General features: G+C 62.7%; 17 protein-coding genes and 1 pseudogene. 5 read left to right on the plus strand and 13 right to left on the minus strand.

What is annotated here, in order from left to right; all coding sequences use genetic code 11:
• Window positions 1–42: 42 nt before the first annotated feature.
• The 5 genes from phnC to ACZ9IU_RS01245 all read right to left on the minus strand — a co-directional run bounded on the left by phnC (window position 43) and on the right by ACZ9IU_RS01245 (window position 4,239).
• Window positions 43–900 carry a phosphonate ABC transporter ATP-binding protein gene (gene phnC, locus ACZ9IU_RS01225; protein ID WP_038548036.1) on the minus strand — a complete coding sequence of 286 codons (858 nt, stop codon included), beginning with the start codon at window positions 898–900 and terminating at the stop codon, window positions 43–45.
• 114 nt (window positions 901–1,014) lie between these two features.
• On the minus strand, window positions 1,015–1,632 hold the full coding sequence (locus ACZ9IU_RS01230; protein WP_038548039.1) for a DapH/DapD/GlmU-related protein: 618 nt from the start codon (window positions 1,630–1,632) through the stop codon (window positions 1,015–1,017).
• A complete protein-coding gene (gene phnL / locus ACZ9IU_RS01235; protein ID WP_038548042.1) occupies window positions 1,629–2,339 on the minus strand; it encodes a phosphonate C-P lyase system protein PhnL in 711 nt (236 codons plus the stop codon). Before phnL ends, ACZ9IU_RS01230 begins: the two co-directional genes overlap by 4 nt.
• Window positions 2,340–2,351: 12 nt before the next feature.
• Window positions 2,352–3,128, minus strand: a complete 777-nt coding sequence (gene phnK / locus ACZ9IU_RS01240; protein WP_038548045.1) for a phosphonate C-P lyase system protein PhnK — start codon at window positions 3,126–3,128, stop codon at window positions 2,352–2,354.
• Between the two features lie 229 nt (window positions 3,129–3,357).
• Window positions 3,358–4,239: an alpha-D-ribose 1-methylphosphonate 5-phosphate C-P-lyase PhnJ gene (locus ACZ9IU_RS01245; protein ID WP_038548048.1), complete on the minus strand. Its 882-nt coding sequence runs from the start codon at window positions 4,237–4,239 to the stop codon at window positions 3,358–3,360.
• Between the two features lie 48 nt (window positions 4,240–4,287).
• On the opposite strand from ACZ9IU_RS01245, the gene ACZ9IU_RS01250 reads away from it, so the two are divergent.
• The gene (locus ACZ9IU_RS01250; protein WP_038548050.1) at window positions 4,288–4,503 is read left to right on the plus strand and encodes a hypothetical protein; all 216 of its coding nucleotides are present in this window, start codon (window positions 4,288–4,290) and stop codon (window positions 4,501–4,503) included.
• 35 nt (window positions 4,504–4,538) lie between these two features.
• On the opposite strand, the gene ACZ9IU_RS01255 is transcribed toward ACZ9IU_RS01250, so the two are convergent.
• From ACZ9IU_RS01255 to phnG, 3 genes are all read right to left on the minus strand, one after another.
• Complete coding sequence (locus ACZ9IU_RS01255; protein ID WP_038548052.1) at window positions 4,539–5,657, minus strand: carbon-phosphorus lyase complex subunit; 1,119 nt, start codon at window positions 5,655–5,657, stop codon at window positions 4,539–4,541.
• A gap of 117 nt (window positions 5,658–5,774) precedes the next feature.
• The gene (gene phnH / locus ACZ9IU_RS01260) at window positions 5,775–6,377 is read right to left on the minus strand and encodes a phosphonate C-P lyase system protein PhnH (protein WP_038548054.1); all 603 of its coding nucleotides are present in this window, start codon (window positions 6,375–6,377) and stop codon (window positions 5,775–5,777) included.
• Window positions 6,377–6,850, minus strand: coding sequence for a phosphonate C-P lyase system protein PhnG (phnG, locus tag ACZ9IU_RS01265; RefSeq protein WP_038548056.1), 474 nt, complete (start codon window positions 6,848–6,850; stop codon window positions 6,377–6,379). Before phnG ends, phnH begins: the two co-directional genes overlap by 1 nt.
• Window positions 6,851–6,934: 84 nt before the next feature.
• Here phnG and phnF point away from each other — a divergent pair, with 84 nt between their 5' ends.
• The 3 genes from phnF to ACZ9IU_RS01280 are packed head-to-tail and all read left to right on the plus strand — an operon-like array spanning window position 6,935 to window position 8,346.
• Entirely contained in the window at window positions 6,935–7,675 is a 741-nt protein-coding gene (gene phnF, locus ACZ9IU_RS01270) for a phosphonate metabolism transcriptional regulator PhnF (protein WP_038548058.1), read from the plus strand.
• A gap of 58 nt (window positions 7,676–7,733) precedes the next feature.
• Window positions 7,734–8,033, plus strand: a complete 300-nt coding sequence (locus ACZ9IU_RS01275; protein WP_244447456.1) for a BrnT family toxin — start codon at window positions 7,734–7,736, stop codon at window positions 8,031–8,033.
• Complete coding sequence (locus tag ACZ9IU_RS01280) at window positions 8,017–8,346, plus strand: BrnA antitoxin family protein (protein ID WP_038548062.1); 330 nt, start codon at window positions 8,017–8,019, stop codon at window positions 8,344–8,346. Before ACZ9IU_RS01275 ends, ACZ9IU_RS01280 begins: the two co-directional genes overlap by 17 nt.
• Before the next feature lie 15 nt (window positions 8,347–8,361).
• On the opposite strand, the gene ACZ9IU_RS01285 is transcribed toward ACZ9IU_RS01280, so the two are convergent.
• From ACZ9IU_RS01285 to mepA, 5 genes are all read right to left on the minus strand, one after another.
• Window positions 8,362–8,997 (minus strand): 2,3-bisphosphoglycerate-dependent phosphoglycerate mutase, encoded by a 636-nt coding sequence (locus tag ACZ9IU_RS01285; RefSeq protein WP_038548065.1) that lies wholly within the window; start codon window positions 8,995–8,997, stop codon window positions 8,362–8,364.
• Between the two features lie 25 nt (window positions 8,998–9,022).
• A complete protein-coding gene (gene dapB, locus ACZ9IU_RS01290; RefSeq protein ID WP_038548068.1) occupies window positions 9,023–9,841 on the minus strand; it encodes a 4-hydroxy-tetrahydrodipicolinate reductase in 819 nt (272 codons plus the stop codon).
• Window positions 9,842–9,996: 155 nt separating this feature from the next.
• On the minus strand, window positions 9,997–11,019 hold the full coding sequence (locus ACZ9IU_RS01295) for a glucokinase (RefSeq protein WP_038548072.1): 1,023 nt from the start codon (window positions 11,017–11,019) through the stop codon (window positions 9,997–9,999).
• Window positions 11,020–11,027: 8 nt separating this feature from the next.
• Complete coding sequence (locus ACZ9IU_RS01300) at window positions 11,028–11,408, minus strand: methylglyoxal synthase (protein ID WP_038548075.1); 381 nt, start codon at window positions 11,406–11,408, stop codon at window positions 11,028–11,030.
• 119 nt (window positions 11,409–11,527) lie between these two features.
• Window positions 11,528–12,562, minus strand: coding sequence for a penicillin-insensitive murein endopeptidase (gene mepA / locus ACZ9IU_RS01305; protein ID WP_051899981.1), 1,035 nt, complete (start codon window positions 12,560–12,562; stop codon window positions 11,528–11,530).
• Window positions 12,563–12,781: 219 nt separating this feature from the next.
• On the opposite strand from mepA, the pseudogene ACZ9IU_RS01310 reads away from it, so the two are divergent.
• Window positions 12,782–14,621, plus strand: a pseudogene (locus ACZ9IU_RS01310) (extracellular solute-binding protein).
• The last annotated feature ends 67 nt before the right edge of the window (window positions 14,622–14,688 follow it).

Consider the following 14,688-nt stretch of genomic DNA (forward strand, 5'->3'; position numbering starts at 1 on the left):
GGGCGTCAGTCTTCCGGCCGCGGGTCGGCAGCCGGAAACAGGTCAGCGCATGGCGGCGGCTTCGGCCATCATGCCGGATGTGTCGATCGCGACCGGAGCCTCGCCGCGACGGGTGGAGGCGAGGCTGGTCGACGTCATCGTCTCGTCGATCCCGGCGCCATCCCTGTCGGAGCCGTAGATCTCGCGCACCGCATTGGCATTGAGCTCCTGCGGCGGTCCGTCGAAGACGACGCGGCCGCCCGCCATGCCGATAATCCGCTCGCAATAGCTGCGGGCGGTATCGAGCGTGTGCAGATTGGTGATGACCGTGATGCCTTCGCGCTCGTTGATGTCGCGCAGCGCGTCCATGACGATTTTGGCATTGAGCGGATCGAGCGAGGCGATCGGCTCGTCGGCGAGCATCATTTTCGGGGCCTGCACCAGCGCACGGGCAATCGCCACCCGCTGCTGCTGTCCGCCGGACAATGTTCCGGCGGCCTGCAACGCCGTCTGTTCGATGCCGAGCCGCTCGAGCGCCGCCATCGCCATGACGCGCTCGTCACGGCTGAAGATTTTCAAGAGGCTCAAGGTCGTCGAACGGTGATTGAGACGGCCGAGCAGCACATTGGTCATCACGTCGAGGCGCGGCACCAGGTTGAACTGCTGGAAGATCATCGCGCAGTCGCGCTGCCAGTTGCGCAGTGCCCGGCCCTTGAGGGAGGAGACTTCGGCGCCGTTGAAATAGATGGAGCCGGAGCTCGGCTCCTGCAGGCGGTTGATCATGCGCAGCAGGGTCGACTTGCCCGCGCCGGAGCGGCCGATGATGCCGACCATCTGGCCTTGGGGAATCTCGACGTTCACGGCGCTCACCGCGATACGGTCGCCGAAACGGCGGGTGATGTCCCTCAACTCGAACTTCATGCTCTCTCGCCAATTCAGCCTTTTTCTGAGAGCTCGATAGCGATGGTTGATGAAGTCTGAATGTCGGTTTTATGTCGATTTTATTATATTCCGAAAGTGCCCGTCACGCTTCCGTTACGTGGCATGACGGGACACGAATTCCTCTGCCGAAAGTGCCCGGAAATCATCGAGCGCAGCTCTCAGTTTCAGGTGATCCCAGTCCCACCAGGCAAGCCGGTCCATCGCCTCGCCGACCGCTTTTGTGAAACGCTCGCGGATGAGTTTCGCCGGCACGCCGCCGACGATCGTATAGGGCGCGATGTCCTTCGAGACGACCGCACCGGCGCCGATCACCGCACCGTTGCCGACAGTGACGCCCGGTAGCACGGTGGCGCCGTGGCCGATCCACACGTCATGGCCGATGGTGACGCGATGGTCGCGCCGCCATTCGAAGAAGCTCTTTTCGTCTTCCGCGTCGTCCCAGTAGCTGGCGGCGCGATAGGTGAAGTGGTGCAGCGTCGCCCGCCAGGTCGGGTGGTTGGTGGCGTTGATGCGCACCGAGGCCGCCATGTTGACGAACTTGCCGATCGTCGCGCACCAGATCGAGCCGTCCTGCATGATATAGGAATAGGCGCCGATCTCGGCCTCGCTGATGCGGCAGCGCTCGGAGACTTCCGTATACGGGCCGAGCGTGGAATTGTTGACATTTGCCGTTTCGTGGATTGCGGGCTCGAGCCCCACCTTGACGCTCATGCGGCGACTGCCTTTCGCGGAGAAAATTGGGAGACGTCGAGAACGCGGTCTGCCACCGCCTCGCGCACTTCCTCGTCGTGGAAGATGCCGAGAAGGGCGACGCCCTCGCGTTTCTTGTCCGCGATCATGTCCACGACGACGCGGCGGTTGATGGCGTCGAGCGAAGCGGTCGGCTCGTCGAGGAGCAGGATACGGTGGCTGGTGATGAAACCGCGGGCGATGTTGACCCGCTGCTGTTCGCCACCCGAAAACGTCGCGGGCGGCAGGGTCCAGAGCTCCTGCGGCAGGTTGAGCTTGCCCAGCAGCTCGGCCGCCTTGCCGCGCGCTTCCACTGCCGGGATACCGCGGGCGACGAGCGGTTCGGCGACCACGTCGAGCGCGGAGACCCGCGGCACGGTGCGCAGGAACTGGCTGACATAACCGAGCGTATGGCGGCGCACGTCGAGCACGGTGCGCGGATCGGCACGAGCGATATCGACGAGCCGGTCCTTGTGATCGACAAGGATCTGGCCGGCATCGACGGCATAGTTGCCATAGAGCATCTTCAGGATCGAGCTCTTGCCGATGCCTGACGGGCCGCCGAGCACGACGCATTCGCCGCTCGCGACGGAAAAGTTCACATCGTTGACGACCGGCAGCTTGATGCCATCGCGCAGATGCATGGTGAAGCTCTTGAAGACCTCGGAAACGACGAGGGGAGTTGCCATGATCGTTTTTCCTCAGACCTGAAGAATGGAAGAGACGAGAAGCTGGGTATAAGGCTCGCGCGGATCGTCGAGCACCCGGTCCGTCAGCCCGTGCTCGATCACATAGCCGTCCTTCATCACCATCATCCGGTGGGACAGGAGGCGGGCGACCGCAAGATCGTGGGTGACGACGATCGCCGACAGGCCGAGATCGTTGACGAGGCCGCGCACGAGATCGAGCAGGCGAGCCTGGACCGAGACGTCGAGGCCGCCGGTCGGCTCGTCCATGAACACGAGGCGCGGGCCGGTGACGAGGTTGCGGGCGATCTGCAGGCGCTGGCGCATCCCGCCGGAAAAGGCGCGCGGCTGATCGTCGATGCGGTCGGTGCCGATTTCGACGCGGGTCAGCCAGTCGCTCGCCGTCTCGCGGATCTTGCCGTAATGCCGGTCGCCGACGGCCATCAGCCGCTCGCCGACATTGGCGCCGGCCGAAACCGTCATCCGCAGGCCGTCGGCCGGGTTCTGGTGCACGAAGCCCCAGTCGGTGCGCATCAGGAAGCGTCGCTCGGCCTCGCTCATATGGTAGAGGTCGCGGAAATTGCCGTCGCGCATCCGGTATTCGACACTGCCGGCCGTCGGCATCAGCCGGGTCGACAGGCAGTTGAGCAGCGTCGTCTTGCCGGAGCCGGATTCACCGACGATGGCAAGCACTTCGCCCGGCCACAGATCGAAGGAAACATCCTTGCAGCCGATCCGGCTGCCATAGAATTTCGAGACGCCGCTGACTTTGAGAAGAGGGGTGTCGGTCATGGCGTTTTGTCCTTGAATGTCGGCGCGTGGGGTTCACCCCCCTCTGTCCTGCCGGACATCTCCCCCTCAAGGGGGGAGATCGGCAAGCGGGTAAGCCTCAGCCCCAAATGGGATCGGGCAGTTCGATAAGCGGTGTCTTCAAGAGGGATCGAGCGGGCGTGTCTATCCAATCTCCCCCCTTGAGGGGGAGATGTCCGGCAGGACAGAGGGGGGTAAGCCACAACCAGTGTCATTCAGCTGCCTCATTGACGGGTGCCAGCAGAGCGCCGGCATGGCCGTGTTCGCGGCGGTCCTCGCAATTGTCGGTGTCCGAGCAGACGAACATGCGGCCACCCCTGTCGTCCAGCACCACCTCGTCGAGATAAACGTTCTCGGCGCCGCAGAGCGCGCAGGGCTTGTCGAAGGTCTGGATTTCGAACGGATGATCCTCGAAGTCGAGGCTCACGACGTCCGTATAGGGCGGCACCGCGTAGATGCGCTTTTCGCGGCCGGCGCCGAACAGCTGCAGCGCCTCCGAGCGGTGCATTTTCGGATTGTCGAATTTTGGCGTCGGCGACGGGTCCATCACGTAGCGGCCCGCGACCTTCACCGGATAAGCATAGGTCTTCGAAATGCGGCCGTTATGGGCGATGTCCTCGTAGAGCTTCACATGCATGAGCCCGTATTCTTCGAGCGCATGCATCTTGCGGGTCTCGGTCTCGCGCGGCTCGAGGAAGCGCAAGGGTTCCGGGATCGGCACCTGGTAGACGAGGACTTGGCCCTCGGCGAGCTTGTGCTCGGGAATGCGGTGGCGGGTCTGGATGATCGTCGCGTCCTTGGTATGGGTGGTGACGGCGACATTGGCGACCTTCTGGAAGAAGGCGCGGATCGAGACCGCATTGGTCGTATCGTCGGCACCCTGGTCGATCACCTTCAGCACGTCTTCCGGGCCGATAATCGCGGCGGTCACCTGCACGCCGCCGGTGCCCCAGCCGTAGGGCATCGGCATCTCGCGGGAGGCGAAAGGCACCTGGTAACCGGGGATGGCGATCGCTTTCAGGATCGCGCGGCGGATCATCCGCTTCGTCTGCTCGTCGAGATAGGCGAAGTTGTAGGTGGCGAGGTCCGTCATCTTGGAGTATCCTGTGACTGCATGAACCAACTAGAAGGAAAGGCTGTCATGGACGCCATCACTTCGAACGGATTGCTGGGCGTGGCCGTCTTCGCGGCCTTCATCGCCTGCGGGATCATCATTCCCTTTTATGTCATCAAACCCCCTAAGGATGCCCGGATTGCCAATGCGGGCAGCGACGGCGGCTGGGCCGGAGGTTCCGTGAGCAGCTGCGACAGCGGCAGCGCGGGCGGCGCCTGCGATGGTGACGGCGGAGGCGATTGAGCCGCCTCTGAACTGCGGCCGAACCGACATCACGGTCATTCGGCGGCCTCCTGCAGGCCGCCCTTAACGCCATTGCCGCCATTGCGCGCCGCCTCGATGTCCGAGCGCATCTTGCGCACCAGCGCAAGCTCGGCCTGGAAGTCGACGTAATGCGGCAGTTTCAGGTGCTCGACAAAACCGGTCGCCTGGACGTTGTCCGAATGCGAGATCACAAATTCCTCGTCCTGCGCCGGCGCGGTAATATCCTCGCCCAACTCTTCCGCACGCAGCGCCCGGTCGACCAGCGACATCGACATCGCCTTGCGCTCGCTCTGGCCGAAGACCAGGCCGTAACCGCGGGTGAACTGCGGCGGTGCCTTGGACGAACCCTTGAACTGATTGACCATCTGACATTCGGTGACCTGGATGCGGCCGAGCGAAACGGCAAAGCCGAGCTCCGCGACTTCGATCTCGATTTCCACTTCGCCAATGCGGATTTCGCCGACGAACGGGTGGTTGCGGCCGTAACCGCGCTGGGTGGAATAACCGAGCGCCAAGAGGAAACCTTCGTCACCACGGGCGAGCGCCTGCAGGCGCAGATCGCGGCTCATCGGGAATTCCATCGGCTCGCGGGTGATGTCGCCGGCCTGATGGTCCTCGGAAAACTCGCCGTCCGGTTCGATCAGGCCTTCATGGGCGAGAATGTCCGAAACCCGCATGATGTGCTCTTCCGGCGTATCGCGGCGCTCCGGCTCATCGACCGGTTCGTCGGTGAGCAGCGAAGGGTCAAGCAGCCTGTGGGTATAGTCGAATGTCGGGCCGAGAAGCTGGCCGCCCGGCAGGTCCTTGTAGGTCGCCGACACGCGCCGCTCGACCTTCATGGCGGCCGTATCGACCGGAACGGAGGAACCGAAGCGCGGCAGCGTGGTGCGATAGGCGCGCAGCAGGAAGATCGCCTCGATCATGTCGCCGCGCGACTGGCGGACAGCAAGCGCCGCGAGCGCCCGGTCGAAAAGCGAGGCCTCGGCCATCACCCGGTCGACCGCGAGGCCCAGTTGCTCGACGATCTGCTCGATGGTGACGGAAGGGAGCGAGCGATCGCCCCGACGCCGGTCGGCCAGCAGCCGGTGAGCGTTGTTGATGGCGGCCTCGCCACCCTTGACGGCAACATACATGGTTCATTCTCCTGGCCATCACCGGCATTCCATGGAAGACGCGGGAAGGGTTTGGTCGTTCGGCCCCAGCGGCTGCCCCGAGCAGGCGGCCACAAGGCTAAAAAGTCAGGCGTCCGTTCATTGCGTTGCGATCCGCACCGTTCGCGGCAGGCACAGCAGGCTCTTGCCGGCCGTCAGGATGACATCGACGCCGCGCGGGAAGAGTGCCCGGTTGTCGGCCCAAAGCCGTGGAAACACTTCCGGAAGACCCTTCACCATGACGGTCGTTGCATGCGGAATGCCGGGACCGGTCAGCGTCAGCGGCAGGCCTTCGCCAAGTGCTGCGACTTCGATGACCAGCGTCGTCGAACGGTCCGGATATTCCTGGGTGCCGGCCGAAAACAGGCCGAACGAGGCAAGCGTCGCGCCGGCTTCAACAAAGGCGAAGCGGGCCTCCGCCTTTTCGCGGGTGATCGGCGCTCCGGTATGGAAACCGATCCATTCGCCGGTGGCCGATTTGGCAAGGCCGGCGCTCAGCCAGACGGGCGTTTCATGGTCGCAGAGCGTCACGGCGATCGCCCCGGCTGCCCCTCCAAGCGGCTCGGGCTGACCGACATCCGGTCCGACGGTGCGGATCGTTCCCGGACGGGCCATGCCGTCCATCAGCATGCGGAACACGCCCTGGGATTCGAAAACCGGCTCCCCGAACCCGCCGGAAAGCGCTTGCGTCTTGATGTTCATCAGTCGTCCCCCCGTACCATGGTGAAGAAATCGACGCGGGTCGCTGCCGTCTCCTCCGCTTTTTGTTTGTCCTCCGCCGCGATGCGGGCCTCGATGGGCGCGAGCAGCGTGGTCTCCACGAAATCGCGCGTGCCGGCCTCCTGCCAGAGCGCGTCGAAAATGGCTGCAAGCCGGACATTGTCCTTAGACGTGCCGAGCGCCTGCCCATGGCCAGCAGTGCCGGATGCCAGGAGCACGGTCGCCCGCGTCACCGTCGCCTCGCCGAGATTGAAGGGCGCGCCGCCGCCGCCGATGCGGCCGCGGACCATCACCAGTCCGGTCTCCGGCCCACGTACGGGCTTGACCTCCGGTTTGGCCGGAAGCTTGTCCCAGGCGGCACGCAATTCGTCCGTCATCGCCCGCGCAAGCAGGCCAACCGCACGGCGGCGTCCGTTGGTTTCCGCGTTCGGCCCGATTTGTTTCGCCAGGTCCATTGCCAAGCTCCAAAATGTCTATTAATATAGACAACCATACAAGTTACCTATACTACTAACTTCCGCATATAACAAGCGTGTGACATGGATACGGGGCAGGCAAACGTTCATCGGCAAAACGGCGTGGCGCTCTGGCGTCAGATCGCCGATCGCATTCGCGCCTCGATCGCCAACGGCGACTACGACGCGACCGGCAAGGTGCCGCCGGAATTCACGCTGGCTGCGCAATTCGGCGTCAATCGCCATACGGTGAGAAGCGCGCTTGCCGCTCTCGCCCAGGAAGGCATCGTCCGTTCCGTGCAGGGGCGCGGTACCCTGATCGAGCGCAAGGAACGGCTGAACTTCCCGATCACGCGGCGCACAAGGTTCAGCGAGGGTATCGGCGACCAGGCGCGGGAAAAGGAAGGCCTGCTGCTTCATTCGGCACAGGAACCGGCATCGACCGATCTGTCGGCCCGGCTGCGCATTCCCGAAGGCACGCCGGTGATCCGGCTGGAAACGCTGAGGAAGGCGGATCACCGCCCGGTTTCCCGCTCGACGACCTGGTTTCCGGCCGACCGTTTCAGCGGCATTGAGGAGGCTTACAGCAAAAGCGGTTCGATCACGGTCGCATTCCGGATGCTCGGCCTCTCGGATTATCTGCGCGTCTCGACGGAAGTGACGGCTACCCATGCGGACGGGGCGGATCTCGCCGACCTGCAGCTATCGCCGGGAGCCATCATCCTCGTCGCCCGCGCGCTGAACACCGATCCGGACGGCGTGCCGGTGCAATATGCCGTCAGCCGGTTTCCGGCAGACATGGTGCAGTTCACGATCGAGAGTTGAGTATCGAGATTTGCTTGTGTAGTTGCATAATTATAATTATATTTTTGTAATGAACCTGATGCGTTTCGAATGGGATCGCGCAAAGGCGGCGACGAACGTCAAGAAGCACGGCATCAGCTTCGAGACCGCGGCGCGTGTTTTCGCCGACCCTTTCGTCCTGATCGAGCAGGATCGTATCGAAGGTGGAGAGCAGCGTTGGCAGGCACTGGGTTCTGTTGATGGTCTCGCCATCCTGCTCGTTGCTCACACCGTCTACGAGGACGAGGAGGATGACGGCCAGGCCTACGAGGTGATCCGCATCATTTCGGCCCGAAAAGCCGATCCGAGAGAAAGACGACGTTATGAAGAAGAGCTCTGAGATCGTCAGGTACGAGGTCGATAGGGATAGTCTGCCGCCTCTGACCGAAAAGCAGAGGGCTGAGCTTGCAGCCCTGTCGAAACTTCCTGACGAGCAGATAGATTACAGCGACATTCCAGGCTTGACCGACGAACAACTCCAGAATGCCGGGCGGGGACGATTTTATCGCCCCCTGAAACAGCAGATCACGGCCCGGGTTGATGCCGATGTTGTGGACTGGCTCAAGTCGCAGGGCAAAGGTTATCAGGCCCGCATGAATGCAATCCTTCGCCGGGAAATGCTGGCGTCGCTGAAATCCCAGAAGCGGAACTGATTGCTTCCGACGCGCTCAGTGCGCGCCGGACATGTCGCCGAGAACGTCCTTTGAAGCGACGGTCGAGTCGGCCTTGAGCGTGTAGACCATCGGCACGCCGGTCGCGAGGTTGAGCTTGAGGATTTCTTCCTTGCTGAGCCGGTCGAGCACCATCACCAGCGAGCGAAGCGAATTGCCATGAGCGGCGACGAGGACCTTTTCGCCGCGCAGCACGCGCGGCAGGATTTCCGTCATGTAATAGGGCCAGACGCGGGCGCCGGTATCGCGCAGGCTTTCGCCGCCCGGCGGCGGGATGTCGTAGGAACGGCGCCAGATATGCACCTGCTCCTCACCCCACTTGGCGCGGGCATCGTCCTTGTTGAGGCCGGAAAGATCGCCGTAGTCGCGCTCGTTGAGCGCCTGGTCGCGGATCGTCTCGAGATTCGGCTGACCGACCTTGTCGAGGACGATCTTCAACGTGTCCTGGGCGCGCTTCAGCACCGAGGTGAAGGCGATGTCGAACTTGATACCCGTTGCTGCCAGCGCTTCGCCGCCGGCCTCGGCTTCCTGGATGCCGAGCGGCGTCAGATCCGGATCGCGCCAGCCTGTGAAAAGGTTCTTGAGATTCCAGTCGCTCTGGCCGTGGCGCACAAGGACGAGAGTTCCGCTCATGGGATGAATTCCTCCGGGAAGATTTTCAGGAAAGCCCGAGCACGTCGAGCATGGAATAGTGGCCGGGCTTCTTGTCGCGCGCCCAGAGCGCTGCGGCAACCGCGCCGCGCGCGAAGATCGAGCGGTCGCGCGCGCTGTGCGAGAGCGTCACCAGTTCGCCTTCGCCGGCAAGGATGACCGAATGGTCGCCGACGACCGAGCCGCCGCGCAGCGTCGCAAACCCGATCGTGCCGGTCGGGCGGGCGTCCGTATGGCCGTCACGCACCCTGACGGACTGGCTTGCGAGATCGATGCCGCGGCCTTGTGCCGCCGCTTCGCCGAGCAGCAGTGCCGTTCCAGATGGCGCGTCGACCTTGTGCTTGTGATGCATTTCGAGGATTTCGATATCCCAGCCGGCGGCGGGCAAAGCCTTCGCCGCCTGCGCAACGAGCACGCCGAGCAGGTTGACGCCGAGGCTCATATTGCCGGATTTGACTACGCGCGCGTGACGGCCCGCCGCCTTGAACTTTTCCTCGTCCTCGATCGAGCACCCGGTCGTGCCGATCACATGGACGATCCGTGCCTGCGCGGCAAGGACCGAGAAGGCGACGCTGGTCGCGGGTGTGGTGAAATCGAGCACGCCCTCGGCATCCAGAAAAGCCTGAAGCGGATCGGCGGTCACGGGGACCCCAAGCGTTCCGACACCCGCGAGCTCGCCTGCATCCTTGCCGATGAACGGCGAACCTTCGCGCTGGACCGCTGCATGCAATGCCACGCCGTCGGTTTCATGAATGACCCGGATCAGTGCCTGGCCCATCCGACCCGCTGCGCCGACCACTACGAGTTTCATGTCATTTGCAATCATGTGCGGCGTAGTCCCTGCTTTTGTCGGTCGGTCTTTTCGAGCGGTTACAGCTTGTTGGGGCGAGCGTAAAGGCCGCTTCCACACTGCGCAAGCATCTCTTGCAGGCCGTCTTCAGGAAAACCGGCCTCGCCCGCGGCGATGATCTCAGTCCGGTCCTAGCGTTGCCAGCGGCGGCCATCCATGGAAAGGCCGTAGGCGGAGGGCGTGCGGGCAAAGCTTGCAAGGCCGGCGAGCGCCGCCTGCGGATGGGTCACCACGAAGGTCGGGATCGTGCCCATCAGCTCTGTATGCGGCGCTTTATCCTCGAACGCGGCCCGGAACTCCGGATCCTTCAGCGCAGGAATGATCTTTTGCGAGATGCCGCCTGCGAGATAGACGCCGCCGCGCGCCATGAAGATCAGCGCCATGTCGCCGGCGACGCGGCCGAGATAAGTGGCAAACAGCGAAAGCGTTTCGACGGCCTGGGAATTCGAACGGTTCAGACCGTGAGCCGTGATATCCGCCGGATCGGAAAACGCGGGCTGCAGGCCGTCGGCCGCACAGACGGCCTGGTAGATGTTGACGACGCCGCGCCCGCTCAGGACCTCTTCCGCAGAAACACGGCCCTCGATGCGCTTGAGATGCGGAAAGATCTCGAAATCCCTCTCAGAGCGAGGGCCGACATCCACATGTCCGCCTTCGCCGGGAACCGGAAACCACATGTGCCGCGCATAGACGAGGCCGGCAACGCCGAGGCCGGTACCCGGGCCGAGCACGACGCGCGATGCCATATGCGGCTCGCTGTTGGGCCCGAGCGTCTCGCGGTATTCGTCGGGCATGGCCGCGACGGCAAGCGCCTGGGCTTCGAAATCGTTGACGACCAGCACATCCTCGAAGCCGAGTTGGGCGATCATGTCTTTCGGCCGCACCACCCAATCGCAATTGGTCAGATCGATCTCGTCGCCGTCGATCGGTCCCGCGATGGCAAGGATCGCCGAGCGCGGCTGAACGGAACTCGAATCGAGCACGATTTTCTGGATCGCATCGTCGATCGTCGCATAGTCAGCAGTACGCACGTTCGGAAACGGCTTCGGTTCCGCATAGGCGTCAAGGAGGATGGAGAAGCGGGCATTGGTGCCGCCGATATCGCCGATCAGGATCGGAAAGGGCAGTTTGTCGGTCTTCATGGTATCGGCCATCGGGAAGCTTAGTCCTTCTGAAAGTCGATGAGTTTTTCGGCGGTGGCGCGGTTGAGTGCCATCGGAATGTCGTAGACGGTCGCCAGCCGCGTCAGCGCCTTGACGTCGACGTCATGGGGAAGCGCGCTCAGTGGGTCGATGAAGAACACCAGCATGTCGACCTCGCCGGTGGCGATCATCGCGCCGATCTGCTGGTCGCCGCCGAGCGGGCCGCTTTTCAGCCGCGTCACTTCAAGACCGGGGCAGGCATCTTGAACCCGGCCGCCGGTCGTGCCGGTGGCGACGATGTTGAATCGGGAAAGTGCTGCCTGGTGATGGCGGGCGAAATCCGCCATGTCATTCTTCTTCTGGTCGTGTGCGATCAACGCGATGCAGGGCTTGGCCGACATGATTGGGTGTCCTCGCCAGAACGATTTTCAATCGATTTGTGATGCGTTCTAGCGTGCCGCTTCGGTCTTGGGAAGGTCGCGAAGGGGCCGGCGTTTCGATTGCCGGCCTTGTCGGGAAACTATTGCAGCGGACGCGGCGTCGGGACCGGCATATCACTGGAAGCGGACGGCGGGTCATTGACGATCGCTTCGACAGTCCTTGCCGATGCCGACGCGGCAGGCTGAGCCGTGTAGGCCACGGCGCTGCCGCCGAATGTCGCGTCGTCTTCGGAACGCGAGGGGGCCGCAAGCACGGCCGCACAGGCCTTCGGCAGGTCCGAGAGCATGACCTGACGCGGTTTTACCGGTTTCTTGTTCGGGTCCGGTTTGGGCGGCGGCGCCCAAGGCTCCTTGGTGAACCACCAGGCAAATCCCTTGCTGCTGCAGTCGTCGCCCTTCGGCACTGCGGCCTGCTTCTGGCAGGTGGTGGAGCCCGGCGGGCAGGAGATGCGGATATGGAAATGTTCGTCATGGCCGTAGATCGGCCGCACCTTGCCAAGCAGGTCGCGGTCGCCGGTCCAGGTGTCGCAGAGTTTCTTCTTGATGGCAGGATTGACGAAGACGCGCTCCACTTGCGGATAGCTCGCGGCCTGCATGATCAGCTTGGCATGGGTGCTGGTCCAGCGGTTGGAATCGACGGTCAGGAACTTGCTCTTGTCGAGCATGGAGGTGAAGGGATAGCTTTCGCGCTGCGGCACGGTCAACGGCTGGGTGGGCTTCGGCGTGAACCAGACGTCGACATCAAGGCCGATCTGATGCGACGAATGGCCGTTGATCATCGGGCCGCCGCGCGGCTGCGAAATGTCGCCGACGAGAATGCCGGAACCCCAGCCGAGCCTTGCTGCGTCGCCGGAGAAGCGTTCGAGCAGTGCGATCAGTTCGGGATTGCCCCAGCGACGGTTGCGCGAAAGGCGCATCGCCTGCCAGGTCGGCCCGTCGGTCGGCAGCGCCACCGCGCCCGACATGCAGCCCTTGGCATAGAAACCAAGCGGTTCCGCCTCCGCCTTGCTCGGAAGCTTGACGCCGGCGAAAAGTTGTTTCGCCGGTGTGCCCTCCTGCGCTGCCACCGATCCCGCGAACGTGCCGCAAAGGAAAGCAGCCGTCGTCAGCCGCATAATTGTACTCGAAATCGATCTCATGCCATCCGCCGCAAATCACCTGATCGCTTCCAAACTACCGTGAAACAGGATTTTGGTGAAATGGAGATGGCGAACGCCTTGCCGATTTTCAGGAACATAATGCCGGATAAAACGGATGTGAGTTTGGAACTCCTGTTTTTCGCCGCCTTTTGCCCTATGCTTCACCGCAACAAAGAAACTCACAAGGGGTAACGCATGCTCTTGGCCCGCCTGAAGATAGCTTTCGTGATCGCTCTCGCAGCAATGTCTCTTTGGACATCGGCGGCGACCGCCCAGGAGCCGAAATGGCGGCATGGCATGGCTGTCGTCGGTGACCTGAAGCTGCCGGCAGACTTCAAGCAGCTCCCCTATGTCGATGTGAACACGCCGAAGGCCGGCGAGCTGCGCCTCGGCGACGAAGGCACATTCGACAACCTCAACCTCGTGATCGACCGGGGTACCGCGGCTTCGGGTGTCAGCCTGATCTACGACACGCTCATGAAGCGGTCGGAGGATGAGGTTTTCGGTACCTACGGCCTTTTGGCCGAGGCCGTGTCCTATCCGGACGATGTGTCTTCGGTGACCTTCCGGTTGAGGCAGGAGGCGAAATGGGCGGACGGCCAGCCGGTCACTCCGGAGGACGTGATCTTCAGCCTGGAGAAGCTGAAGGAGCATAGCGCCCTCTATTCCGGCTACTATCGGCACGTCACGGGTGCTGAAAAGACCGGCGACCGCGAAGTGACCTTCCGCTTCGACGAAAAGAACAATCGCGAACTACCCTCGATCGTCGGCGATTTTCCGGTCCTGCCGAAGCACTGGTGGGAAGGCAAGGATGCACAAGGCAACCAGCGCGACATTTCCCGCACCACCCTGGAGCCGCCGATGGGGTCCGGCCCCTACAAGATCGGCGCCGTTCAGCCGGGCTCCACCATTCGTTACGAACTGCGCGACGACTATTGGGGCAAGAACCTGCCGATCAATCTCGGCCAATATAACTTCCGGACGATCAACTATACCTATTTTTCCGATGCCGACGTGGAATTCGAGGCCTTCCGGGCCGGCAACATCGATTACCGCCAGGAAAACAGTTCGAGCCGCTGGGTCACGCGCTATGATTTCGATGCGGTGAAGGATGGGCGGGTCATCAAGGAAGCGCTGACCAACCCGTTCAAGGCCGTCGGCGTCATGCAGGCTTTCGTGCCGAACATGCGGCGCGACATATTCAAGGATGCGCGGGTCCGCGAGGCGCTGAACTATGCCTACGATTTCGAGGATCTCAACAAGAACCTTGCCTATGGCGGCCTGAAGCGGGTCGATAGCTTCTTCTGGGGCACCGAGCTTGCTTCGTCCGGCCTGCCGCAGGGAAAGGAACTGGAGATTCTCAACGGCTTGAAGGACAAAGTTCCGGCGAGAGTGTTCACAACTCCGTACACTAACCCCGTCGGCGGCGACCCGAACAAGGTGCGCGATAACCTGCGCACCGCCATCAGCCTGCTGAAGGACGCCGGCTGGGAGCTGAAGGGCAACCGGATGCTCAATGCCAAGACCGGACAGCCCCTGAGCTTCGAAATTCTCCTGAACAGCCAGTCGCAGGAGCGCACCGTGATGCCCTATGTGACGAGCCTCAAGAAAATCGGCATCGACGCCCGGCTCCGGATAGTCGACGCATCGCAATATATCAATCGCATCCGCAGCTTTGATTACGACATGATGTACGGTGTCTGGGCCCAGACCATGAACCCCGGCAACGAACAGGCGGACTACTGGGGATCGGCGTCCGTCAGCCGGCCGGGATCACGCAACTATGCAGGCATCGCCGATCCGGCGGTGGATCAGCTGATCAGCATGATCACCGCTGCCCAGGACCGGGAGGATCAGGTGGCGGCCGTCAAGGCGATGGACCGGGTGCTGCTCGCCAACCACTATGTCGTTCCGATGTTCTATTCCGGCGAAGCAAGGATCGCCTACTGGAAACCGTATCACGCATCCGCAGAGACTGCCGGAATACAGCATCGGCTTCCCCGAGACCTGGTCGGCCAAAAACCCTGCGAAATGACACAATAAGCGCGGACTTGCGCCGCCGTCCGGCACCTGTTCCAAATAAGCCCGTATGATTCGCACCG

The sequence above is a fragment of the Mesorhizobium sp. USDA 4132 genome (assembly GCF_056279545.1).